This window comes from Bacillus sp. ISL-47 (assembly GCF_018613175.1).
GTDB lineage: Bacteria > Bacillota > Bacilli > Bacillales > Cytobacillaceae > Cytobacillus.
This window is the reverse complement of record NZ_JAGGQS010000033.1, coordinates 1-24796: the sequence shown is the minus strand read 5'-3', so window position 1 is coordinate 24796 and position 24796 is coordinate 1. Positions and strand designations below refer to the sequence as shown.

Here is a 24796-nt window from a genome sequence, read left to right as displayed (position 1 = left end):
TTTAGATGCCGGACTCTTCTTTTGTCGCTGGGATCCTCTCTTTACACGCAGTTTTCCTTCTTTTACTCGGTTCCCATTCTTCATAAAATAACCCATTCCACAAAGAGATAAGACACATCATAACTATATGCTATCGAGCTCCACCAGCACAGTGGTGCCTTCCCCAATTTGGCTTTCTATTCTCATCGAGCCATGGTGCTCCTGGATGATTTTATTGCTGACCGTGAGCCCAAGACCGATTCCCTTATCTTTTGTCGTGTAAAATGGTGTTCCAAGGTAGCTTAATAAATCTGCATGAATCCCTGGTCCTTCATCTGAAAAAGCAACTCTCACACGCTTATGATTTGTTCTTTCAACGCCAATACGGACATTTCCGCCATTAGGCATGGCTTCAATCGCGTTTTTCAGGAAGTTGACAAACACCTGCTTCAGCTGGTGAGGGGAACATAGTAACACGATGTTATCTTCAACATAGTCAAGCTGGATTTGAACATTATGAAGCAGAGCCTGCGGGTGTAGGACATTAATGGTGCTTTCCAGGATAGATATTAAATTTCCTTTCTCGAACTCGATCGCCTGGGGCTTAGCCAGCGACATAAATTCATTTACAATCATGTCAATTCTCTCAAGCTCTTCCATAATAATAGACAAGTAGTCATCCTGCTTTTCCTGGTTAACACTTGACTGGAGAAGTTTTGAAAACCCTTTCAATGAAGTGAGCGGATTTCGGATTTCATGGGCAACGCCCGCAGCCAGCTGGCCAATAATGGAAAGGCGATCCAGATTCCGCAGCGCAGCATCGTTATTGACCCTGTCGGTAATATTTCTGCCTACTGCCACGAATAACTCATTTTCCCCTTCTTCATTTAAAATCGGAGAAATACTCGTCTCGACAAAAACAGTTTCGCCGCCGGATGTGAATAATTTCGTTTCGATCAGCTGAGGCTCACCGGTTTCCAATAGATTTTGAAACATCCAGTGAAATTTTTCTTTTTCCTCTGGCGGCATGACGTCACAGCAGTTTTTGCCAACGAGCTCCCTTGGAGAATAGCCCAAAACCTTTTCATGTGAAGGGGATGCATAAATAAGTGTTTGGTCCTTTTTAAAAACCTTAATCATATCTGTCGTATTTTTCGTAATTAAGTCATAGAGCTCCCTCGTTTTCCTTAACTCTCTTTCCATGCTTTTTAAATCAGTCATATCCCGGAAAATAGCGAGGACCGCTATGATTTTGCCCTTTGAGTTCCGGAAAGGAGAATAGGACACTGAAATATCCAAAACCGAGCCGTCCTGATGATAGCGCTGCGTCATTACATTGCTGTATACTTTTCCAAGCTTGACCAATTTTATAATATCCTTAACCTCGTTAGGATTTTGAAATTCTGTAAACTTTTTTCCGATTACTTCTTTTTCGGTATAGCCAAAAATCACCGTGTACATATGGTTTACTCTTATAAAACGGTTTTCCATATCAATTATGGCAACCCCATCTGCCGTACAATTCAGGAACAAATCTATTAATTCATCAGGATTGGAATAGATCGAATCACCATCATTCCCCAGAATCGGGAAACCTTTTATCAATGAGCTCACCCCATTTTCCGACTTTATTAAATCTATTTTACAGAATTTTACGATAAAAAACATGAAAATCGTCGGAAAAACCTACATTTTTAAGAAGCCCAGGTTTCTTAAGGAAAAAACTCTGTGAAAATTGGAAGAGGTTAGGAGTAGAGTGGCAGAAAACAAAGAATCAAACTAGAAATCAGGACTATTCAACTACTTCTATACCCATTACCCTAATACTTTTTGCTATGCACAGTAAAAAAGGCAACTCCCCTAGGGTTAGCTGCCTTCTCTCCACTCAATTTTCGCAACCGCCTCACAATGCATAGTCTGCGGAAACATATCAACCGGCTGCACTTCAACAGTCTTGTATCCGCCGTCCTCCAGGATGCGCAGATCCCTCGCAAGCGTTCCGGGGTTGCAGGACACATAAACAACCTTCTTTGGCTTCATTCTTAGGATGGTTTGCAAAAGGGCTTCGTCACAGCCTTTTCTCGGCGGATCCACAACAAGTACATCCGCTGTATTGCCCTTTTTATACCAGTCGGGAATGACTTCTTCAGCTTTCCCAACTGCGAACCCGGCATTAGTAATTCCGTTTAGGGCTGCATTCCGCTTAGCATCCTCAATTGCTTCAGGTACGATTTCAACACCGAAAACCTCTTTGGCTTTCTGAGCCAAGAAAAGGGAAATCGTCCCGATTCCGCAATACGCATCGATTACCTTTTCTTCTCCGCTCAAGTTCGCATACTCCAGCGCTTTATCATATAATACCTTCGTTTGCTCAGGATTCACCTGATAAAAAGAGCGTGCAGAAATGGCAAATTTAATATTCCCGATGAAGTCATAGATGACTTCTTCTCCCCACAAGACCCTAGTAACATCGCCCATGATTACGTTCGTCTTTTTTGTATTCACATTATGGACAACTGATTTAACACCTTGAACACTTCCGACAATCTCTTCCACGATCTTCTGCTTATGAGGCAGCTCGTTCGTTCTCGTGACCAGCACAATCATCACTTCACCAGTAACAAGCCCGTAGCGCGTCATGACATGGCGGAGTTCACCTTTGTGCCTGCCTTCATCATAAGCACGAACACCGTATCGGCCGCAAATTTCCTTTACCTTCTGGACCACCTCATCATTTTTTTCCTGCTGAATGAGGCATTCTTTCATATCAATGATTTGGTGAGTACGCTGCTGGTAAAATCCGCCGATCAGCCCGCCTTCCTGCTCGCCAATCGGCACCTGTGCTTTATTGCGGTAGCGCCACGGATCCTTCATGCCTAGGACTGGATGAACCTTTATATTCTCAAGCTTGCCAATCCGGGTCAGCACATCCCTGACCTGCTTTTCTTTTGCAAGAAGCTGCCCCTCATAACTCAAATGCTGAAGCTGGCAGCCCCCGCATTCTTTATAGATCGGACATGGAGCCTCAACCCGGTATGGACTTTCTTCGTACGTTTCAATTAAACGGGCGAATCCGTACCCTTTGTTGACCTTAATAACCTTTACCTTTGCCTTTTCGCCGGGAAGCCCGTTTGGCACAAACAGCGGATAGCCGTCTACTTTGGCAACCCCCGCTCCCTCATGGGTCAAATCCTCAAAAGTAACATCTATATATTCATTTTTTTGAACTGGTAATGTTCTGTTCATTGTTTTCTTCCTTTTCAGCTTAATTCCGTGACCTTTTTGACTAGAGAGATTGTATCACAAAAGAGCAGTAAATACGAAATCGGATACTACCTATCGTTTGTGGAGGACTTTTTTTGCCTCGCCAAGATCTTAGCAGGCCTATTTGCTAATTCAGATGTTCTATTTGCAGTCTCGCTAATCTATTTGCAAGTTCAGCGTTTTTATTTGCAGAATCCGCTGTTCTATTTGCAAGGAGTATTATGCTATTGAGCGTTCACAATTTCCCCCGCAGCCTGCCCCCACTCTTGCAATCCTCTTCTCCAAAAAACAAAAAGTCCGCTCCAAAGAGCGGACTTCCTTATTCATGCGGACTTTCCCAATCTGTCGGGCGGTCTTCTTCACGGATCTGGTCAATTGGCACAAAAACTTCCAAATGCCTGTAGAGGTTGACGAATTCGGCTGGAAGCAGCCCGCCAAATTCGCCGTCCAGGTTAAGCTGGACTTTTTCTTTGGCTTGGACCTTAATCCGGTTTGCCTGAGTATAGATCACGTTCGGATCTTTGACATGCTCTCCGCGGACTGCCAGTGTAGCAATCCGTATAAAGTCGGCTAGATTGGTTTTCTTTAATATCAGCAGGGAGAACATCCCGTCATTGATGCTGGAATCAGGAGCAAGCTTTTCAAAGCCGCCTACTGAATTTGTTAGCCCCACAAGGAAAAGCATAACTTCCCCTTCAAACATTTTTCCATCAAACTCGATGCTCACTTCAGTTGAACGGATGGAAGGAAGCATTTCAATCCCTTTTAAATAGTAAGCAAGCTGGCCGATCATTGTTTTTAGCTTGCTTGGCACTTCATAGGTCAGCTCTGTCAGCCTTCCGCCCCCGGCAATATTAATAAAATATTTTTCATTGATTCGGCCTATATCAACTGGGATTGTATCCCCTTTGACAATGATATCAGCCGCCGCTTCTATATCCCTTGGAATATGAAGTGCCCGTGCGAAATCATTTGTGGTCCCGGTCGGGATAATCCCAAGGCGCGGACGGTAATCCTGCTCGGCTAGCCCGTTTACAACTTCATTGATTGTACCGTCGCCGCCGGCTGCAATCACCAAATCAAAGCGGCGCTCAACAGCTGCCCGTGCTGCTTTGATCGCGTCCCCCTCGCAAGTTGTAGCATGGCAGGAGGTTTCATAGCCTGCCCCCTCCAGCTTTTGCAGAACCTCTGCCAAATGCCTTTTAAAAATTTCACGGCCTGAGGTTGGATTATAAATAATTCTTGCTCTTTTCATAGCCCATCATCCTATTATTTAATCAACTTTGTCTTAATCCGTTTATATAATTCCATCTTTTTACATCATAGCGAATAGACATGCACTTAGCAATTTTTACGTTGCACTCCGGTTTCTATTCTATTCACTTCCGCCTGTTTTCACAAGTAGCAGATGGCACAAAAGAATTATACCCTCATCCGGGCAAAAAGTATCCTGATTAAGCATTATTTCTCAAAAGAATAATAGGCTATGCCCTTTAGACTTGTTTCAGATCCTTCAGGACAAGGCTTTTTACATAATCAATGACTGTTCTATATGGATATTCTTTATTTAAAACGCTATGAAGCATTGCACCATCCATTATGGTCCAAAACATGCCGGCTACGTAATTCGGATCTGCATCCGGGCGGAATTCTCCTGCAGCCTGCCCTTCTTCCATAATATCGGTTATGAGTTTTAAAAAGAACTTCTTTCCTCTTTCATTCAAAATCCGATTTAAATTTTCATCCCTGGACGAATGTAATGTAAATTCGAGATGAACCACAATTTTATCCTTGCGTTCCTGGCTAAACGGGCTCATTTCCCTGTATAAATCAAAAAGATACTCAAGCTTTTCTTCAGCTGTAGATAGGTTGGAAATTCTCTCTACAAGCCTGGCATTCGTTGCTTCTGTCTGCTCGTTCATAAGCTCAAGATAAATATCCTCTTTGCTTTTAAAATAATTATAGATGGCGCCTTTGCTTATTCCCGAATAGGCAACAATGTCATCAATCGTAGCAGCCTGGAAGCCCTTCCTGGCAAAGCAGGCAAGTGCGCCGGCAAGAATCTCTTTTTTCTTTTTCCGCTTATATTCCTCGGATACGATAGGCGTCAAATTTGTCCCCCCGTTGTAATTAAGTTAACTTTTTATTAAGTTTCTCATTCTCTTGTCCATGCTTACCTGAAGCTTTTAAATTCATGGCGCAGAATGCCCATTATGTAATTGTCAAAGTATTCCCCATCATATAAAAGCTCTCCGCGGAATGCACCCTCACGGACAAACCCAACCTTTTCGTAAAATTTCTCATCCACAGAAACATTTTTTGTTAAAGGAATCCTCTTTTAGGATTTCTTTTATATAAAGGTCGGCATGCTCCTTAGTAATTGCGGAATCTTCTTTTACCAAACCCGCTTCCAGCAAATCTTCTTTTATTTTATCGAGAAACAAATCCCTGATTGCTGCTGATCGGCAAGGCTGCATTTGGGCTGCCAAGTCCCAAATCCACTGCTCAAGATGGACGCTTTTGCTCTTTTTCTGCATTTCATACGGAACCTGCTTTCTTCCCACATTCCTCACTCCTCAAGACTATTATTTTAAAATAAACTGATTGGTCTTTTTTATTGTAAAATAATTATCTAGAATTTTCAATTATTTTAGAAGACAGCTCTGTTAAATTTGCATGTTGTTTTCCGCTCTGTCAACAGGGTGCAAATATCAGCAATGAGCATGAACAAAGCCAAAAAAAGAAAACTCCTAATTACTTATTAAGAGTTTAATCCTTTTCAAGCTTTTCTGCTTCGCTTTTAGTGCCTTCAAGCATCTTCACTAGCCCGCCAATGAGCAGCAGGCAGGTAAATGCAATTGGAAAGCAGCGTTCAAACCAGGTTCCATGGGCAAATGCTTCCTTTTGTTCTTCTGCCACATTCAGCACAGGGGGTTCTTTTACTTTATCAACTGTAATTTGTGCCATGACAAGATTAGTAAATTCGTCTTCTCGTGGCATTGCCGGCAGAGCATGTTCCTCTTCTTCCATCGCCTCAAGGTAAACTTCCAAACAATGGTCGCAAATATAGAGATGATCTTCATAGGCTTTGCGGTCAGCATCTCCCAGCTCATTTTTCACATATTTATGCCATTCTTCTCGTGAGTAATGATCCATGAAAAATCATCTCCTTTCAATTTTCCTAAAAAGACGTACACCGGCAATGCACCCTTTATATCCTGCTGGGTATTTAGTAGCTCATTCGCGTGCCAATTTTTTTACAGCAAGTAAAGGTTATTCTATTTATAACTTCGAATTCAAATTTTTCTTTTTGAGTGCCGAAATAATCATAATCTAGAGAATCATACAATTCAACACTTTTTTAGACAAAAAAATACCCTCAAAAATTGAGGGTTACTAGGTTTCAAAAATACAAACATGGCAAGCATGCGGAATGGTATGAGATACATTTTCTCCAAATAGGGTGTGCAGCTTTTTTAATAAAACTGAAGAAATTTCTTCTCTTTTCTCCGCTGGCGCACACGCAAGATTGGATAGCGACATAATCCGATCCACCCACTCCTCGTTGCTGAAAACTACTTCATAGTCCAGTTTGTAAAAGTCTCTAAGTTCAAGTCCGTTCTCCTGCCATTCAGAGAACCACTCAACAGGGAACCCGTTAATCCGCTGCCTTGACTCTGCCTTCGAGCCAGCTGGCAAGAGAGGTTGCCCTAAATGGCCTTCCAATACTTCAATTGCCGCTTCAACCGCCAGGCTGCCTGGCAAAAATCCGGAATCAGCCACTATCAATTTTCCCTTTGGCTTCAATATCCTCTTTATTTCCTTTAAGGCCGCTTCCCGATTGAACCAGTGCCAAGCTCTGAAAACGGTCACTATATCAAAGTGATTCGCCTCCAACCCTGTATCCTCTGCAGTTCCGTGCAAATAAGGGATATTCTCATATCTTGCCAAATTGATCCGTACGGCTTCATCAAGCATCTCCACCGAAGGTTCCACACCAATTACTTCTGCCTTCCTCAGCTTCAGCTTTCTTGTCAAAATTCCTGTGCCAGAGCCTATGTCTGCAATCTTCTTTCCTCCAAACGAGATGCCTCGCAGGTTTAAGCTTTCAAAAAAGCTCACCGGGATATCGTTTCTCGACCTCGCATAGCTTTTTGCTGCCTGCCCGAAATTCGCTTTTGCCATATTCCTCACCGCCAACTATTCAAATAATTTCGATTTCCACTTTAAACAAAACCATTATATGGTAAACTGTATGCAATGACAACGAAAGAGGGTGCTTCGGAAAAATTTATTTTTTAAGCAAGGACAAATTTAAACAAGGATTGAATATATTGATAAAAAAGGATTGATACGATGACGTTACTTATTTTTCTAGCAGCGTATCTGATTGGATCGATTCCTACCGCATTATTAGTTGGTAAGTACGCATTTCAGATCGACATCCGAAATCACGGGAGCAATAATCCGGGTGCGACCAATACACTGAGGGTGCTTGGAAAAAGAGCAGCTATTGTGGTCTTGCTTGTTGATATCGGAAAAGGTGCACTCGCTGCGGCATTGCCTTTTCTATTGCAAGCTGATGCAGATCCGCTTATGGTTGGCCTGATTGCTGTAGCCGGGCATTGCTATCCTATTTTCGCAGGGTTCCGGGGGGGAAAAGCCATTGCCACCACGGCAGGCGTTTTGCTTGTGGCAAACATTTGGATGTTTTTGATTGCTTATATTTCGTTTATTGCAGTCATCTATATAACGAAATATGTATTTTACGGCTCCCTATCGGTTGGTGCTTCTTTACTGGTTTATTCCCTCTTTATACCAGGGCATAAACATGAACTTATCTTTTCTATTTTCCTTTTACTTTTAATTTTTCTGCACCGCTCCAATATTAAGAACTTTATTGACAAAAAAGAACCCAAGATAAACGATAAACGGTTAAAAGATGACCGCCTTCCTCCGAAGGATCATAAAAAACGCGCATAAAAAAGGTCCGGAGACTGATGCCGCATTCAGCGTCCGGGCCTTTTTTTTGATTTATCACATGAAAGTCTCCGATGTAGCAAATCCTTTGAATAATGATTAATTAAAGGAGCTTGTATATGTTCTTGATACTAAAAATATTAAGTATTTACTTAATAACAATCATGATCATGAGACTGATGGGTAAATCGACCATTATCCAGATGACCCCCTATGATTTAGTTGCCATTATCATTGTCGGGACTGTTGCCTCCGAGCCACTCATTAGTACTGAATACCTGCCTACTCTAGTGGCTTTAGCGATTCTAGTTGGCCTGCATATTTTATTTTCATATCTTACTTTAAATCAAATCGGCAACCGTTTTTTCCTTGGTGAACCTACAATGCTGATCAAAAAAGGTGAAATCCTGGAGGATAACCTGGAGAAATCCCACCTTTCTATGTCACAGCTTCTCTCTATCCTCAGAAGCAAGGGATTTCCGAAAATTGCAGATGTGGACTACGCCATCCTTGAGCCAATTGGTGAAGTAAGCATTATCCCAAAAGTAGCCAATACACCCGTAACAGTAGAACACTTAAACATTTCCATACAGGATGAAGGCCTCCCAATTGCTGTTATTGTTGATGGGAGAATCCAGCAGCGTAACCTCCAATTGCTTGGCCAAACAAAGGAATGGCTGATAGAGCAGCTCCTTGAAAACAATCTTAATGAAAAGGATATTATGTATGCGTATGTAAATGAGAAATCGAAAAAACTAAATATAAACAGACGGAGATAATTTTATCGTATTTTGGTTTGTCATCTAAAATATTGGGTATAAGAAATGAGTTAAGGCAAATATTGAAATTCATTTTTACTTTAAATATACATATCAATATCAGGGGGTAATGGTATGACCAACGAAGGCTTAATTTTACAAACAAAGATAGATGGCTTTGATTTTAATTGGGACCTGGACTCAGGTACCTTTAATTTCGTGGGCGATGATGCAGTGCTTTTCTGGATTAAATCAGCCATGAAAAGTTTTTTTGATACCATTGAAGAGATTTCCGGAAAAGAAACTTCCAGTCTTGTCCTGGAAACAACAGGCTTCAGGCAAGGAATGGTAGTGGGAGAATTTTTCAAAAACATGAATCTGCCTGTAGAGGATGTCGCTAATATTATCCCTAGAATCTATGCTTCAGCCGGGTGGGGAAAATTTACGATAACCGAGGTAGATCCCGAATCAAAAACGGCCAAAGTCAGGCTCGTTGATAGCTGGGAATATAAAATAAACAAAGAGCAAGGGAAAAACGAATCCGGGTCATTTCTGCCGGGACATTTCGCCGGTATCTTTTCTGCCGTATTTGGAACAAGCCTCTGGTACAAAAAAGTGACCGACCAATTGGGCGAGCATGATTATACAGACTTGGAATATTTCCCTTCATCCGTTACTGTGGAAGAAAATATCCATGCCCTCGCAAGACGCGAGGAATCAATGAGAATCAGCGAGCTGGAAAAATTGGTGGAAGACCGGACCAGAAACCTTAAAGAGCTTGTGAAAGAAATCTCTTCACCAGTAATCCCGGTATTGGATGGTATCGTCGTCGTTCCGCTACTAGGCAGATATGATGAATTTCGTTCAGAGGAACTCGTTGATAAAACCTTACACAGCCTCCCAAAGTACCAGGCTGACTGCCTGATCCTTGATTTAACAGGATTGAACCAGTCCATTAGTGCCTACACTGTTGAGTTCCTAAGCAAGCTTGCTGCTGCAGCCAACCTGATCGGCACCGAAACCATCCTGGTCGGCATATCACCCGAACTTGGCACAAAGATTACAGAAACAAACTTTAATCTTTCCAAATTCAACTGCTTCACCAACCTGCAGCATGGCATTTATTATGCACTATCTAAAAAAGGCCAGAAAATATTCTAATCATATGAAAAAGCTGAATCCGTCACTAGGAACTCAGCTTTTTTGTTTATTCAAGAAAATAGTTATCCAAATTTTATTTTTAACTATGAATGAACCGGCCAATAATCGTTTATTTGCGCATACTCCCGATTTATCTGCGGATAGAACTTATTTATGTGCATATACGCACGCTTAATATGCAATTAAGATCTGCATATAAACCAGGTTTCTCTGCATATAAACTTTTTTCTCTGCGTATAGCCTAGGATTCTCTGCGTATAGCAAAATAAAGCATATAACCAAAGTTTAAACCTTCTTCGGGGCTCCTCTATATTTAGCTTCACGCAGTTCAAGCGCATAAGCTTCCAGATTCGGCATCCCCATTTCTCTGGCAATCGCGATTTCTTTTTCAATATCATAAGGGATGCGTACGATTTCTATGGAGAAAGCTGCCGGCTCCTTTGAGAGGTACTTCCCATGCAGAATCGCATAGGTTGCCTGCGGAATATCAAGTGAATTTCCGACGCTTCCTGTATTAAAGAGCGTTTTTTGCGGATGGATGGGTTCAATCAGGGCAGCATGAATATCACCATATCCCACTACATCCGGTGTCCGTCCTTTTTCGCCGGCATCGATATTCTCCGTATTCTCAAACATAGCCAGCTTTTCTTCATGAGAATCGCGCATTGGCACAACCCGGTGATAGATGCTCTTGGCTGAGGCATGATATAGCCTGACATATTTTCCGCTCATATAAAAATCATGATGGAATGGCAGCGTGCTTAAATAGGCTAACGCTTCTTCTCCAAGCTGCTTTTGATGCCATTGGCCCTCCTCGAAATCCAGCGGCTTCTGCATAAAATCATCCCAGTTGCCAAGGAGGACCACCTCGCAGGTTTCCTTTATCCGTTCAACTGCTTTACGGGAATTCGGACCCTTTCCAATTAAATCCCCCAGGCAAAAGATCGTATCAATTCCGCGCTCGCGGATATTTTCCAAAACGGCCTCCAATGCCGTCATATTTCCATGAATATCTGAAATCACTGCAACTTTCTCCATTTATTGACTCCTCCTTACCGTACCTATCTATTTCTCCATAAATCACATGCTTCCTCTATCCTTTCCTAAAATGAACCAACACTATGAACAAAATTTGATTTTTCCCAGTACCGCCATTACATTAGATATATGGTAAAATAACAGCAGGCAAATACCAACATTACATATAGAAGGAGTAAGGATAATGTCAAAAGTATTTATATTCGGACACAAAAACCCAGACACAGATTCTATCTGTTCAGCTCTTGCATATGCGGAATTAAAAACCAAATTAGGTGTTGATGCAGAGCCGATCCGCCTAGGCCAAGTAAATGAGGAAACGCAATATGCTTTAGATTACTTTAAAGCTGAAGCACCACGATTTGTTGAGGCCGTGTCAAAAGAAGCAAGCGAAGTCATCCTTGTTGACCATAACGAGTTCCAGCAAAGTGCTGATGATATCAGGGATGTAAAAATCCTTGAGGTTATCGACCATCACCGAATCGCGAACTTTGAAACAAGCGATCCGCTTTATTACCGTGCGGAACCGGTTGGCTGCACAGCAACCATCCTCAACAAAATGTACAAGGAAAATGGGGTGGAAATCAGCAAAGAAACTGCTGGCTTAATGCTTTCTGCCATTATTTCTGATTCCCTATTATTCAAATCTCCAACCTGCACGGACCAAGATGTTGCAGCAGCACGCGAGCTTGCAGAAATCGCAGGCGTAAATCCTGAAGAGTACGGATTGGAAATGCTAAAAGCAGGTGCAGATCTTAGCAAAAAAACAGTTGAAGAATTAGTTTCCCTTGATGCGAAGGAATTCCAAATGGGCACCTATAAAACAGAGGTGGCACAGGTAAATGCCGTTGACCTGAATGACGTTTTAGACCGCCAGGCTGAACTTGAAGCTGTTATTTCCGAAACCATTAAGAAGAAAGAACTGGACTTATTCGTTTTTGTTTTAACTGACATCCTTAACAACGATTCAGTTGCTATCTCTCTTGGAAACGAAGCAAAAGCAGTCGAGCAGGCCTACCATGTAACGCTTGAAAACAACAAAGCCGTTCTTAAAGGTGTTGTATCACGCAAAAAGCAAATTGTACCGCCACTTACAAATGTATTGGCTGGTAAATAAGATAAAAAGCAGTGCCGCAATAGGCACTGCTTTTTATTTGCCGTCTATTAAAGCTTCCGTCCCTTTCACAAGCTTCAGCATCAGTTCCTTCACAGTTATTTCTTCTGCCATTCGCACGCCCTGTCCGGCCCATAGTGACATAAACTCAGGGTGCTCCAATTTAGCTGCCTGTTTTCTGAGAGATGCTGTCATATCGTTCTGCAGCGGATAAGGCAACAACTGCTGCCCCTCCATCTCTTCCGTAAATCTGTTGCTAATTCCCCTTGCCAACTTCCCGGAAAAAGCTTTTGTTAAAACGGTTTGCTCTTCAGTCGCATTTAAAATGGCGTTCTTATAAATCGGATTAGCTCCGCTTTCCCTGCATGTTAGAAACACGGTTCCAAGCTGAAAACCCGCTGCTCCCAGCATCATGGCTGCAGCAATCCCGCGTGCATCCATGATTCCGCCTGCGGCAACGACTGGCTTGCTGACTGCATCCGCCACCTGTGGTATAAGAGCCATGGAACCGATCAACCCGCTTTCTTCCTTATGAAGAGTTCCCCGGTGTCCGCCAGCCTCACTTCCCTGGGCAACAATCAAATCTGCCCCGGCATCCTCCCACTCCACTGCTTCATTAACATTCGTGGCTGTTCCAATAATAATTGTCCCCTGTTTATTTAGTTCACGTATAACGTTTGAATCAGGTATGCCAAACGTAAAGCTGCATACAGGAACACTTTCCTCAAATACCACCTCGAGCTGTTTTTCATAGAGAGTGCCGTAATCCTTCTTAGGCAGGAGAAGTTTCTCCTTTATCCCCAGCTCACTGCTATACTGGGTGAGCACTTCTTCCATTCTGCTAATCTCTTCATTTTGTGCGGAGACCCCCAGATTCGGAACAAAAAGATTTACGCCAAATGGTTTGTCCGTCAGACTCCGAATCTTTCTGATATCTTCTCTTATCTCATCAGAATTCATATAGCCTGCTCCCATATTTCCCAGGCCGCCGCTATTGGAAACCTCACTGATTAATCGCGGTGTTGTCATTCCACCTGCCATTGGCGCCTGAAAAACAGGATATTGTATGTCCAGCTTTTCCGTTAAACGATTCCGGTTCCAGCCCATTGCTAACCGACACCCTTCCCTGATTATTTTTCCGAAACTAGAGCATCTATAATGCTATTTGCAACCGTATGCCAGATTTCTGAATCTTGATGATAAGAAGCTGTCAGCCTCTTATACATATTCATCTGCTTTTCCTTAAAATCTTCATCCTCCTGCGCCGGGAGCTTGCTGCGTTCGTCATCCACGATTTCCTGGACACGTATGGCCCGCGGTCCCCAAACCGCCTGTTCTTCTCCTTCTTTATCTATAAAAATAAAAATCGGTATCGCTCTTGAAACTCCATTCGTGAGGTACTGGTCCATTAGCTCAAGGTTTTGGTCCCGTAAAATAAAACGGACCTCTGCGCCGATTTCCTCCGAAATTTTTAAAAGAATCGGATTGTTCAGCATGGCATCCCCGCACCAATCCTCTGTAATAGCAATTACCTTCATGCCAGTTCCCTTGACCTTTTCCAGCCTATCTTTTTCTTCATCAGCCAAAGAAAAACGTTTATATACTCCCTTCATTGCTTCCTTATTTACTTTCATTCCCTCTATGTATTCTTTCGGGCTTAGCCCTTTTGCAAACCAGTCCTTTAACTCCATGCTTACCTCTCCTTTTCATTGCCTCTAAATCTTATTTCTTTATCACTAGCTCTCATTCCTGCACACATATTAGAAGCATTTGCTGTAAAACTTTGTAAAACAAAATCTTTTCCTGGGAAATAGGGGAGCCTTTTGTCGAACCGCTTATAAACAAAAAGCTGATGGGTCCCCATCAGCTTACTTGCATAAAATTCGATATGGAGGAACTACAGCTCCCCTTATCTCTTCTTTATTTCCTCTTGCAATAGCTTGTTAACAAGCGGCGGGTTTGCCTGGCCTTTTGTTGCTTTCATAATCTGGCCGACAAGGAAACCAATCGCTTTTTGTTTGCCGTTTTTGAAATCCTCGATCGATTGCGGGTTCGCATCAAGTATTTCGCCGATAATCTTCAAAAGAGCAACTTCGTCAGAAATCTGGACAAGGCCTTTTTCTTTGACGATTGTTTCAGGCTCGCCGCCATTTTCAATCAGCTCTTTGAACACAGTCTTAGCAATCTTTGAGGAGATGGTGCCATTTTCGATCAATTTGATCATGCCGGCGAGTCCTTCAGCTGTAAGAGCGATATCACTAAGCTCTTTTTGCTCTGCGTTCAAGTAGGCTGACAGTTCTCCCATCACCCAGTTGGATGCCTGTTTTGCATCTGCGCCTGCATTGACTGCAGCTTCAAAGAAATCGGATGTTTCTTTTGTGACTGTCAGGACTGCGGCATCGTAAGCAGGCAATCCTAACTCTTCAATATAACGGCTCTTTCTTTGGTCCGGAAGTTCTGGGATTTCTGCGCGGATGCGCTCCTTCCATTCTTCATCAATATGAATATCAAGCAAATCCGGCTCAGGGAAATAACGATAATCATCCGAACCTTCTTTTACCCTCATCAAAATCGTCGTATTTGTCGCTTCATCATAGCGGAGGGTTTCCTGCTGGATTGTCCCGCCTGAACTTAAAATTTGCTCCTGGCGTTTCTCCTCATACTCCAGCCCTTTGCGGACAAAATTAAAAGAGTTCAGGTTCTTTAGCTCAGTCTTTGTACCGAATTCCTCCTGCCCGATAGGACGAAGGGAAATATTCGCATCACAGCGAAGTGAGCCTTCTTCCATTTTACAATCGGAAACACCTGTATATTGGATAATCGATTTCAGTTTTTCCAGATAAGCGTATGCTTCATTTGGTGTGCGGATATCCGGTTCAGATACGATTTCGACCAATGGCGTACCCTGGCGGTTATAGTCTACCAAAGAATATCCTTTTTCATGAGAAAGCTTTCCTGCATCCTCTTCAAGATGTATGCGAGTAATGCCAATCTTTTTCTTATAGCCGTCCACTTCGATTTCAATCCAGCCATGCTCGCCGATTGGCTTATCAAATTGTGAAATCTGATAGGCTTTCGGATTGTCAGGGTAAAAATAGTTCTTCCGGTCAAATTTTGTAACTGGCGCAATTTCACAGTTTAACGCCATTGACGCCTTCATGCCGAATTCTACAGCCTTTTTATTAATAACCGGCAGCACTCCCGGATACCCAAGATCAACCACAGTTGTATTTGAGTTCGGTTCCGCTCCAAAATGGTTTGGGCTTGCCGAGAAAATTTTTGAATCTGTTTTTAGCTCTACATGCACTTCAAGTCCGATAACCGTTTCATATTTCATGAATTTCCCCCCCTTACAGTCCCGGTTTTTGTTTATGATAATCAGTTGCCTGTTCAAATGCATGCGCTACACGATAAACTGTGCTCTCATCAAAATGCTTACCGATAATTTGCAGGCCAAGCGGCAATCCATTGGAGAATCCGCACGGAACGCTAATCCCCGGTACACCGGCAAGGTTAACCGGAATCGTTAAGATATCATTCGCATACATGGTCAGCGGGTCAGACATATTTTCGCCGATTTTAAAGGCAGGTGTCGGTGCTGTCGGCCCAATAATAACATCATACTTTTCGAAGACATTTTCAAAGTCCTGTTTAATAAGCGTCCGGGCTTTTTGTGCTTTTTTATAATAAGCATCATAATAGCCGGAGCTTAAGGCGAATGTTCCAAGCATTATACGTCGCTTTACTTCATCGCCAAAGCCTTCCGCTCTTGTCTTTTTATACAAATCAATTAAATTCTCAGGTTCTGGAGTCCGGTAGCCGTAGCGCACGCCATCAAAGCGGGCCAGGTTAGCAGACGCCTCCGAAGAAGATAGCAGATAATAGGTTGCCAGCGCATATTTCGAATGCGGTAGCGAAACCTCTTCCCAAGTAGCTCCCAATTTCTCAAGTACCTTCAAGGCATCCAAAACAGATTGGCGTACTTCTTCATTTACGCCTTCCGCCAGATATTCCTTCGGTACAGCAATTTTTAGGCCTTTAACATCCCCTGTCAACGCTTCTGCATAGCTTGGGACATCAACATTCGCTGATGTGGAATCCATTGGGTCTAACCCAGAAATCGCTTGAAGCAAATAAGCGTTATCTTCAACTGAGCGAGTGATGGGTCCAATCTGATCCAGTGAAGATGCAAATGCAATCAAGCCAAAGCGTGATACCCGACCATATGTCGGCTTCAAACCAACAACGCCGCAGTAGGAAGCAGGCTGTCTAATGGAACCGCCTGTGTCAGATCCAAGCGAAAATAGAACCTCTCTCGCTGCAACAGAAGCTGCCGAACCGCCTGAAGAACCGCCAGGAACCCTTTCCAGGTTCCAAGGGTTGCGGGTCGCTTTAAAACCGGAGTTTTCATTGGATGATCCCATTGCAAATTCATCCATATTTAATTTTCCGATTGTAATGGTTTCTGCATTATGTAATTTGGAAGCAACAGTTGCATCATAGATCGGATCAAAATTCTCAAGGATTTTACTTGCACTGGTTGTGCGCAGCCCTTTTGTAACGATATTATCTTTCACACCGATCGGCATGCCGAACAGAAGACCTTTTGCCTCGTCTGTACCGATCTTTTCATCCATTTTTTTAGCCTTCTCACGGGCCTTTTCTTCATCCAGCGTTAAAAAAGCCTGTACCTTGTCCTCTACTTCGCCGATCCGCTTGTACGACTCACTGACAAGGTCGGATACTGTAATTTCTTTTTTATGTAAAAGCTGATGAAGCTCCGATACCTTATGGTCAAATAAACTCACCATTGTCCCCTCCCTACTCCATAATGGACGGCACTTTGATATAGCCATCCTGATGTTCCGGTGCATTCTTCAGAACTTCCTCCTGCGGAAGCCCCTTTTCTGCCTTGTCTTCTCTCATCACATTTTTCATATCAAGCACATGGGATGTCGGTTCTACATTATCTGTATCCAGCTCATTTAGCAGCTCTGCAAACGAAATCATCCTGTCCAGCTGCTCAGTAAACGTAGCAGCCTCTTCCTCAGTAATCGCAAGTCGCGCTAGGTGCGCGACATGCTTCACCTGATCGGTTGAAATTCTCGACATAAATGCCACCTCCAAAAATTAATTTCTGCCAAAGCACAATAATTATGATCATACCAAACTTTCGCGCGTTAAAGCAACACGCGCGCCAGCTGTTTCAACAATCTTCTGCTTATTTTACCATGAGTTGAACAAATTGTGTGTTTGCTTGTGATCATGCAGGATAAATGAACAGTAAAGCCTAATAACTATGGTGGTTGTGATTATTTTTACAGGAGGTCATATTATGGAACTTTTCCGCTTTGATGCAGAGTCAAGCAGGGAGATCACGCAGTTCAACAGCCATAACGCCAGCATTAATCCGATTCTAAGAAACACGACAGCTACGATTGGCTGTATCCACCTTAATGTCAATAGCGTTCTAGGCATGCATCCAGCCACATGCCCGCAGCTTTTCCTCATTGTTGATGGAGAGGGCTGGGTCAAAACAGCCGGCGGCGAGCAAGTTGCCGTCGAGAAAGGAACTGCTGTTTATTGGACTGAAGGAGAGGAACACGAGTCAGGTTCATATCTAGGCATGACAGCGATTGTAATCGAGGGCTCTGATCTGGATCCGCGTTCATATTTAAAGCCTTTGAAATAAGAGAATGCATGGGGACTTCTCGCCCTGAAGGAGGCTTCAGAACAATTCAGGGATCGATTAAAGGCCCGCTGTATCAGCAGCTGACCGATATAGTTAAAATTTGACCGATAAAATTAGGAAAGTGACCGTTATATTAAAATTCCAACTGATAAAATCAAAAAGTGATCGAAATAAGTATTCCGGGCCAGCTGCTATTATCTTAAAACCTAATAGGCCGGTAAATCAGGCAGTTTGGCCGGTATTTTATCGAAATTGGCCGGTAAATGTATGTTTTTGGCCGGTATTTTAATAAAATCGGCCGGTAAAATTTTAAAAACCAAATCCAATTTTAATAAAAAGCAATAATCCAACCTTTCTAATTAAAAATGTGCGGCGCCTATCATCACGCTGCTCATTTATCTATTTGCCCCGCTTAAAGATCTTTGCAAAAATACCGCCTTTTTTTCCTGATGCCTTTTTAGTCTCTGCCTTTACTGTTTTCCTCTCGACATATATGTCCGGTTTGTCAATTGCATAATCATGTGCAAGCACCAAACCAATTTCTGAGTTATGTTCTTTGTTGGTGACAATTGTATATTCGACCTTATATTTCGAAGCCGCCTTTATATATTTCGATAAGTAGGAGTAACTCATATTCCCATTCAGGTAAAGATGTGCCTGGCTGTTATTTTTCAATGCTTCTTCCACTTGCGGATAAATTCCGTCCTCTCGTACCTGCGGCTGCTTCAGCGCAATGACAATCCGCTCCCGAAGTGTCCCCAAAAACTTCCTCCGCTCATCAGGCTTTGTCTGTTTTTGCCCGTAAATCCCCTGCTGGAGATAATCATCTATATTTTCAGCCACTGTACCACCTCCGTCCTCACTCTGATTGCCCTGATTCCATTGTATATAGAGGCATTCCTCTTTTCAAACTTCCAATCGTGCCTATATATTATGTATGTTTCTGCTTCATAAGCTGTGCTAGTTTAATCTTTTCCTTCTTAAACTAAAAAAAACCTCTCTTCAATGAAGAGAGGGGTAAATGGAGAATATACAGGTAAAAAAATTAAGTTGCTAACGGTTAAAATGAAGCAATAGGACTAAGCTTCCTGCTTTTCAGCTGTGAATTGCTCTTCCTCAGTGGACCCTTTTAAAGCGGTTGTGGAAGACGTCCCGCCTGTAATAACCATGGAAACCTGGTCGAAATATCCGGTTCCAACTTCACGCTGGTGCCTTGTTGCTGTATATCCATGCTGCTCGCTTGTGAACTCGGCCTGCTGCAGCTCAGAGTACGCAGCCATTCCGCGGTCTTTATAACCTCGAGCCAATTCGAACATGCTGTGGTTCAAGGCATGGAAGCCTGCTAACGTAACGAATTGGAATTTGTAGCCCATTTTACCGAGCTCCACTTGGAATTTCGCAATTGTTTCGTCATCCAACTTCTTTTTCCAGTTAAAGGATGGAGAGCAGTTATAGGCTAACAGCTTACCAGGGAATTTTTCATGGATGGCTTCAGCAAAGCGCCTTGCTTCTTCAAGGTCCGGCTCGGATGTTTCACACCACACCAAATCTGCATAAGGAGCGTAAGCCAGCCCCCGAGCGATCGCTTGGTCGAGTCCCGCCTTAGTTCGGAAGAATCCCTCAGGAGTACGTTCTCCTGTAATGAATGGTGCGTCATAAGGGTCAACATCGCTGGTGATCAAGTCGGCTGCATTAGCATCCGTACGGGCTACAATCACTGTCGGAACGCCCATAACATCTGCGGCCAATCTCGCAGAAATTAAATTTTTAACGGCTGTCTGTGTTGGAAGCAGTACTTTTCCGCCAAGGTGTCCGCATTTTTTCTCAGAGGACAGCTGATCTTCAAAATGAACGCCGCCGGCACCAGATTCAATCATGCCTTTCATAAGCTCGAATACATTCAGCTGACCCCCGAAGCCAGCTTCCGCATCTGCCACGATCGGCGCAAACCAATCAATAGACTCATCGCCTTCCATATGATGAATCTGGTCTGCACGCTGCAGCGCCTGATTGATTCTTTTTACTACACTAGGAACACTGTTTGCCGGATATAAACTTTGGTCCGGATACATATTTCCAGAAAGATTGGCATCGGCAGCTACCTGCCAGCCGCTTAAGTATATAGCTTTCAGTCCGGCCTTCACCTGCTGGACAGCCTGGTTGCCTGTTAAAGCCCCCAATGCATTCACGAAGTCTTCCTCATTCACCAGCTTCCAAAGCTTCTCTGCACCACGGCGGGCTAATGTATGTTCAATATCGATCGATCCTCTTAACTTGATTACATCCTCCGCAGTATACGGCCTTTCAATCCCATTCCAACGTTCATTCATTTCCCAGCTTTCCTCTAATTGACGCACTCTTTCATCTGCCATTTGATTAAATCCTCCTTTAATTTAGAAAATATCAATCCTTCAGCAAACCCCCAGGTGATAATTCTGTTATATAGTACAACAAATAAAGTTAATTCTGTTGTACTACTAATCTATGTTGTTATAAAACAATTATTTATCTATGTTTTGTATTATATAACAGAGATTTCAGAATGGGAACCCTTTTTTTATAAATTTTTCGGAAAATTTAATATTAATTTTGCACACCCCTTTTTTTGACAACTGACCGGATCTGGTATAATAAAGGGAAAATAAGAGACCTTTCATAGGCGCAAATCCATAATAAAGGAGATTTTATGGCTGATAAAACCAGGGCTTTATATGAATATATAGTTGAACACGCAACTGAAATGACAAAAGATTGGAGAAGCTGGCAGGCTGTTAAAATCGGATCGGACTATTCTGCTGAAGCTCCTCTTGAAACCGTAAAAAAGATTGATGAGCAAAATACACAATATATAAGGACTGTAGCCAAATCCCTCCTTCAAACAGAAGAGGAAATGAAAGAAACGATTTCAAATTGGACAAAGCAAACTTCCGCCGACCGTGTAAAATCCCGCACATCATTGGTAGAAGTCCAGAGAAATTTAGGTGTGTTCCGGAAGGTTTATTGGAAACATATAAAGCTCTTTTCAGAAAAAGCCGATCAGAATATTGAGGTAAAAGATATCTTTCATTGGCAGGAAACGATTGACTATACATTAGATTACGTGATGGAAACCTTTACGGAGAACTTTATGGATATCTTACTGAACCGATTAAGTGCACAATCTTCATTAATCAAAGAACTCAGCACACCGGTTATTCCTCTATCCTCTGAAGTCGGGCTTTTGCCGCTGATTGGTGATATTGATACAGAGCGAGCTAAATATATTCTGGAGTATACCCTGCAGCAAAGTGTGAAATTGGAAATTTCCCATTTAATCATTGACCTTTCAGGAGTGGTAATGGTCGACACAATGGTCGCCCACCAGATTTTCCAGGTTATGAGCTCATTGCAACTCATCGGCGTCCAGTCAACTTTGCTCGGAATCCGCCCAGAAGTTGCCCAAACAGCTGTCCAGCTTGGGATCGATTTTAAGAACATAAATACCGAAAATTCATTAAAAAAAGTAATAAAAAAGCTAAATATTTAACCCTTAAGAGGCCTATAAAAAGGATAGGTCTCTTTTGGTTTTCCATGAAAAGCCTCTGCTTTTTGTCAACTTAATTTTATAAATTTCAATGAATAGATATGTTGATATGAGTAGTATAAGAGCAAATTAATGCGATTTTATGTATTTTTATACATTTATATATTTATAGCTTCGTAGCTTTTTTGTCCCTAATACTTTATTATGTTATGATAATTAACGTCTTTTCATTGCGATTCTTACCCCGATTCAAATTTTTCACAAACACCAAACTGTATGTTACTGTATAAAGGGGACTTTTTCCACGTATGTATTTTAGGGGGATCATTTTTTAGGATGGATTTTTAGGATGGAGGTGAACATATGGATTTCACTACAGCAACATGGCTATGGCTTATGATTCCAATGCCACTTTTGATTGTATTATCAGGCATCACTTACTTTACTGAAAGAGGAGAGGATAAATAAATTATGGATATAAATGTACCCACGTTAATTGCGATTATTGTTTATCTGGTCGGCATGCTGCTTATTGGTTTCCTTGCAGCTCGAATGACCAAAGATTTATCAGATTATGTTTTAGGCGGAAGACGCCTTGGAGCCGGAGTTGCAGCCTTAAGTGCCGGGGCATCCGATATGAGCGGCTGGTTAATGCTTGGTTTGCCTGGTGCTGTTTATTTAGGCGGTATGGGCGAAATTTGGCTTCCGATCGGTTTAGCAGTCGGCGCTTATCTGAACTGGCAATTTGTAGCTAAGCCATTGCGTGTCTACACAGAAGTAGCCAATGATTCTATTACTGTTCCCGGTTATTTCGAAAACAGATTCCATGACACCTCTAAAATGCTTCGTGTAGTTTCTGCAGTTGTTATACTAATCTTTTTCACTTTCTATACTTCCTCCAGCCTAGTTGGCGGAGCCATTCTATTAGAAAATTCATTTGGAATGGATTACACGGTTGCACTTTGGGTCGGAGCAGCAGTAATTCTGTCTTATACTTTCTTTGGCGGATTTTTGGCTGCCAGCTGGACAGATTTCATCCAAGGTATTTTAATGTTCCTTGCTTTGATTATTATTCCAATGGTTGCGATCCAGGAACTTGGCGGATGGAATGAGACTTTAGAGCAAATCGGTACAATTGATCCAACTCATCTGGATGTTGCATCCGGTGCCACTTTTGTTGGCGTTGCTTCCCTATTGGCATGGGGACTTGGCTATTTTGGACAGCCGCATATCCTTGTCCGTTTTATGGGATTAAAGTCAACAAATGATGTTCCAAAAGCGCGCTTCATTGGAATGACGTGGATGGTTCTTTCCCTTTTCGGAGCTCTTTTTGTAGGATTCGCAGGTATTGCTTACTTTGCAGATACCCCACTGAAGAATTCTGAAACGGTATTTATCATGTTTTCTCAAGTTTTATTTAATCCATGGGTAGCAGGATTTTTATTAGCAGCCATTCTCTCAGCAATCATGAGCACAGTTGACTCCCAATTGCTCGTTTCTTCAAGTGCATTGGCACAGGATTTCTATAAATCTATCTTCAGAAGAAATGCTTCCAAGAAGGAAGAAATGATTGTTGGCAGAATTGCTGTATTGGGCATTGCAGTTATTGCAATCTTTTTAGGGTATAACCCTGAAAGCAAGGTATTGGAACTTGTTAGTTATGCCTGGGCCGGATTCGGTGCTTCCTTCGGGCCAGTCATCATCCTGAGCCTTTTCTGGAAGCGCATGACACGAAACGGCGCTCTCGCAGGTATTGTTGTTGGTGCTGTTACCGTTATTGCCTGGAAACAAATTACCGGCGGCATTTTCGACCTTTATGAATTGGCGCCTGGCTTCTTGTTTGCTGGTTTAGCGATTATCATCGTCAGCCTTCTAGACAAGGAACCTTCAAAAGAAGTACAAGAGCAATACAATCAGTTTAAATCCATTTTAAAGAAATAAGCATAAAAAAATCCCTCTTCATTTTTTGTGAAGAGGGATTTTTTATATGACAAAATAAGAAAGTATAAATTTTTTGAACGATAACTGTCTAGCTCCAGCGCCTACCCCTCGAGGTCACAAGCTTGTCTAGTTGCGGCTCCTAGGGACTCGGGGTCATAAGCCGTTTCCTTTCAGAAGGAAGAACACCTTCTTACAGGAACCGCCTTATGCCTGAGGCCCGCAGGATGCAGGTCATGCTGACGTTGCCACAGGACGTGGCGCTCTTAGTCTGTGTTCCTTCGTGGGCAAGGCGCTTCCGCTTTTCTTAGTACATTTCAGAAGTTGTCTTCGCCTGCATATGAAGCAGAATGTAGTCAGGGCCGCCCGCTTTTGAGTCAGTTCCTGACATATTGAAGCCGCCGAATGGCTGGTAGCCAACGATCGCACCTGTACAGCCGCGGTTGAAGTATAGGTTTCCAACATGGAAATCTTCGCGTGCTTTTTGGATGTGCTCACGGTTCTTCGTGATGACAGCACCAGTTAAGCCATACTCCGTGTTGTTCGCAATTTCAAGCGCATGGTCGAAATCTTTTGCTTTTGTGAAGCCGACTACCGGTCCAAAAATTTCTTCCTGCATTAAGCGTGCATCTGGCGCAAGGTCAGCGAATACAGTTGGTTTAATGAAGAAGCCTTTGGAATTGTCTCCTTCTCCGCCTGTCATCAGCTTGCCTTCTTCTTTGCCGATTTCAATGTAGCTCATGATTTTGTCAAATGCACCCTGGTCGATGACAGGGCCCATGAAATGGCTTTGATCTTCCGGATTGCCCTGAGTTAATTCGTTTGTTAACTCGACAACACGGTTCAATACTTGATCGTACACATCTTCCACGATTACGGCACGTGAACACGCAGAGCACTTTTGTCCTGAGAAGCCGAATGCAGATGCCACGATAGAAGTAGCTGCCAATTCAAGATCTGCTTCTTTATCAACAACGATCGTGTCCTTACCGCCCATTTCCGCGATAACACGCTTCAGCCAGATTTGCCCTTCGTTTAATTTAGATGCGCGCTCGTTGATGCGAAGACCAACATCACGTGAACCTGTGAAGGAGATAAAGCGGGTATCTCTATGGTCAACCAAGTAGTCGCCCACTTCTGCACCGCTGCCCGGTACGAAGTTTAGGACGCCCTTCGGAAGGCCTGCTTCTTCCATCACTTCAACGAATTTCGCTGCCACTACAGGAGTGGTAGAAGCTGGTTTTAATAGAACAGTATTTCCTGCCACGATTGCCGCAACGGTTGTACCGGCCATGATCGCAAGCGGGAAGTTCCAAGGAGAGATGATGATGCCTACTCCCAATGGAATA

23 protein-coding genes are annotated in these 24796 nt (G+C 42.8%); 7 read left to right on the top strand and 16 right to left on the bottom strand.

What is annotated here, in order from left to right; translation table 11 throughout:
- Positions 1-123: 123 nt before the first annotated feature.
- From J7I93_RS11870 to J7I93_RS11840, 7 genes are all read right to left on the bottom strand, one after another.
- Entirely contained in the window at positions 124-1593 is a 1470-nt protein-coding gene (locus tag J7I93_RS11870) for a PAS domain-containing sensor histidine kinase (protein WP_353050270.1), read from the bottom strand.
- 252 nt (positions 1594-1845) lie between these two features.
- Entirely contained in the window at positions 1846-3225 is a 1380-nt protein-coding gene (rlmD, locus tag J7I93_RS11865) for a 23S rRNA (uracil(1939)-C(5))-methyltransferase RlmD (protein ID WP_214726071.1), read from the bottom strand.
- Positions 3226-3562: 337 nt separating this feature from the next.
- Positions 3563-4498, bottom strand: a complete 936-nt coding sequence (locus J7I93_RS11860) for a diacylglycerol kinase (RefSeq protein WP_214726070.1) — start codon at positions 4496-4498, stop codon at positions 3563-3565.
- Between the two features lie 238 nt (positions 4499-4736).
- Positions 4737-5354, bottom strand: coding sequence for a TetR/AcrR family transcriptional regulator (locus J7I93_RS11855; RefSeq protein ID WP_214726069.1), 618 nt, complete (start codon positions 5352-5354; stop codon positions 4737-4739).
- A gap of 189 nt (positions 5355-5543) precedes the next feature.
- Positions 5544-5807 (bottom strand): hypothetical protein, encoded by a 264-nt coding sequence (locus J7I93_RS11850; RefSeq protein WP_214726068.1) that lies wholly within the window; start codon positions 5805-5807, stop codon positions 5544-5546.
- A 205-nt stretch (positions 5808-6012) separates the two neighbouring features.
- The gene (locus J7I93_RS11845) at positions 6013-6399 is read right to left on the bottom strand and encodes an anti-sigma factor family protein (protein WP_214726067.1); all 387 of its coding nucleotides are present in this window, start codon (positions 6397-6399) and stop codon (positions 6013-6015) included.
- A gap of 240 nt (positions 6400-6639) precedes the next feature.
- Entirely contained in the window at positions 6640-7428 is a 789-nt protein-coding gene (locus J7I93_RS11840; RefSeq protein WP_214726066.1) for a class I SAM-dependent methyltransferase, read from the bottom strand.
- A 171-nt stretch (positions 7429-7599) separates the two neighbouring features.
- Here J7I93_RS11840 and plsY point away from each other — a divergent pair, with 171 nt between their 5' ends.
- The 3 genes from plsY to J7I93_RS11825 all read left to right on the top strand — a co-directional run bounded on the left by plsY (position 7600) and on the right by J7I93_RS11825 (position 10142).
- The gene (gene plsY / locus J7I93_RS11835; RefSeq protein ID WP_214726065.1) at positions 7600-8226 is read left to right on the top strand and encodes a glycerol-3-phosphate 1-O-acyltransferase PlsY; all 627 of its coding nucleotides are present in this window, start codon (positions 7600-7602) and stop codon (positions 8224-8226) included.
- Positions 8227-8342: 116 nt separating this feature from the next.
- Entirely contained in the window at positions 8343-9002 is a 660-nt protein-coding gene (locus tag J7I93_RS11830) for a DUF421 domain-containing protein (protein WP_214726064.1), read from the top strand.
- A gap of 114 nt (positions 9003-9116) precedes the next feature.
- Complete coding sequence (locus J7I93_RS11825) at positions 9117-10142, top strand: STAS domain-containing protein (RefSeq protein WP_214726063.1); 1026 nt, start codon at positions 9117-9119, stop codon at positions 10140-10142.
- A gap of 285 nt (positions 10143-10427) precedes the next feature.
- On the opposite strand, the gene J7I93_RS11820 is transcribed toward J7I93_RS11825, so the two are convergent.
- Positions 10428-11180 carry a metallophosphoesterase family protein gene (locus tag J7I93_RS11820; protein ID WP_214726061.1) on the bottom strand — a complete coding sequence of 251 codons (753 nt, stop codon included), beginning with the start codon at positions 11178-11180 and terminating at the stop codon, positions 10428-10430.
- Between the two features lie 184 nt (positions 11181-11364).
- Here J7I93_RS11820 and J7I93_RS11815 point away from each other — a divergent pair, with 184 nt between their 5' ends.
- The gene (locus J7I93_RS11815) at positions 11365-12297 is read left to right on the top strand and encodes a manganese-dependent inorganic pyrophosphatase (protein ID WP_214726059.1); all 933 of its coding nucleotides are present in this window, start codon (positions 11365-11367) and stop codon (positions 12295-12297) included.
- A 33-nt stretch (positions 12298-12330) separates the two neighbouring features.
- Here the strand turns inward: J7I93_RS11815 and J7I93_RS11810 are convergent, their stop codons facing one another.
- The 5 genes from J7I93_RS11810 to gatC all read right to left on the bottom strand — a co-directional run bounded on the left by J7I93_RS11810 (position 12331) and on the right by gatC (position 17406).
- Positions 12331-13401 carry an NAD(P)H-dependent flavin oxidoreductase gene (locus J7I93_RS11810; RefSeq protein WP_214726057.1) on the bottom strand — a complete coding sequence of 357 codons (1071 nt, stop codon included), beginning with the start codon at positions 13399-13401 and terminating at the stop codon, positions 12331-12333.
- A gap of 23 nt (positions 13402-13424) precedes the next feature.
- Positions 13425-13985, bottom strand: coding sequence for a thioredoxin family protein (locus J7I93_RS11805; RefSeq protein ID WP_214726056.1), 561 nt, complete (start codon positions 13983-13985; stop codon positions 13425-13427).
- 218 nt (positions 13986-14203) lie between these two features.
- The gene (gatB, locus tag J7I93_RS11800) at positions 14204-15631 is read right to left on the bottom strand and encodes an Asp-tRNA(Asn)/Glu-tRNA(Gln) amidotransferase subunit GatB (protein ID WP_214726055.1); all 1428 of its coding nucleotides are present in this window, start codon (positions 15629-15631) and stop codon (positions 14204-14206) included.
- Between the two features lie 13 nt (positions 15632-15644).
- Positions 15645-17102: an Asp-tRNA(Asn)/Glu-tRNA(Gln) amidotransferase subunit GatA gene (gene gatA / locus J7I93_RS11795; RefSeq protein ID WP_214726092.1), complete on the bottom strand. Its 1458-nt coding sequence runs from the start codon at positions 17100-17102 to the stop codon at positions 15645-15647.
- A 13-nt stretch (positions 17103-17115) separates the two neighbouring features.
- Positions 17116-17406 (bottom strand): Asp-tRNA(Asn)/Glu-tRNA(Gln) amidotransferase subunit GatC, encoded by a 291-nt coding sequence (gene gatC / locus J7I93_RS11790; protein ID WP_214726054.1) that lies wholly within the window; start codon positions 17404-17406, stop codon positions 17116-17118.
- 223 nt (positions 17407-17629) lie between these two features.
- Between gatC and J7I93_RS11785 the strand changes: the two genes are divergently transcribed.
- On the top strand, positions 17630-17986 hold the full coding sequence (locus J7I93_RS11785) for a cupin domain-containing protein (RefSeq protein ID WP_214726053.1): 357 nt from the start codon (positions 17630-17632) through the stop codon (positions 17984-17986).
- A 399-nt stretch (positions 17987-18385) separates the two neighbouring features.
- On the opposite strand, the gene J7I93_RS11780 is transcribed toward J7I93_RS11785, so the two are convergent.
- A complete protein-coding gene (locus tag J7I93_RS11780; RefSeq protein WP_214726052.1) occupies positions 18386-18829 on the bottom strand; it encodes a YueI family protein in 444 nt (147 codons plus the stop codon).
- Between the two features lie 236 nt (positions 18830-19065).
- Positions 19066-20358, bottom strand: a complete 1293-nt coding sequence (gene aceA, locus J7I93_RS11775; RefSeq protein WP_214726051.1) for an isocitrate lyase — start codon at positions 20356-20358, stop codon at positions 19066-19068.
- Positions 20359-20672: 314 nt separating this feature from the next.
- Here aceA and J7I93_RS11770 point away from each other — a divergent pair, with 314 nt between their 5' ends.
- The gene (locus tag J7I93_RS11770) at positions 20673-21512 is read left to right on the top strand and encodes an STAS domain-containing protein (RefSeq protein WP_214726050.1); all 840 of its coding nucleotides are present in this window, start codon (positions 20673-20675) and stop codon (positions 21510-21512) included.
- A 468-nt stretch (positions 21513-21980) separates the two neighbouring features.
- The gene (gene putP, locus J7I93_RS11765) at positions 21981-23450 is read left to right on the top strand and encodes a sodium/proline symporter PutP (RefSeq protein WP_251025814.1); all 1470 of its coding nucleotides are present in this window, start codon (positions 21981-21983) and stop codon (positions 23448-23450) included.
- Between the two features lie 304 nt (positions 23451-23754).
- Here putP and J7I93_RS11760 read toward each other — a convergent pair.
- Positions 23755-24796 (bottom strand): L-glutamate gamma-semialdehyde dehydrogenase (locus tag J7I93_RS11760; protein ID WP_214726049.1); only part of this gene is annotated, 1042 nt, incomplete at its 5' end.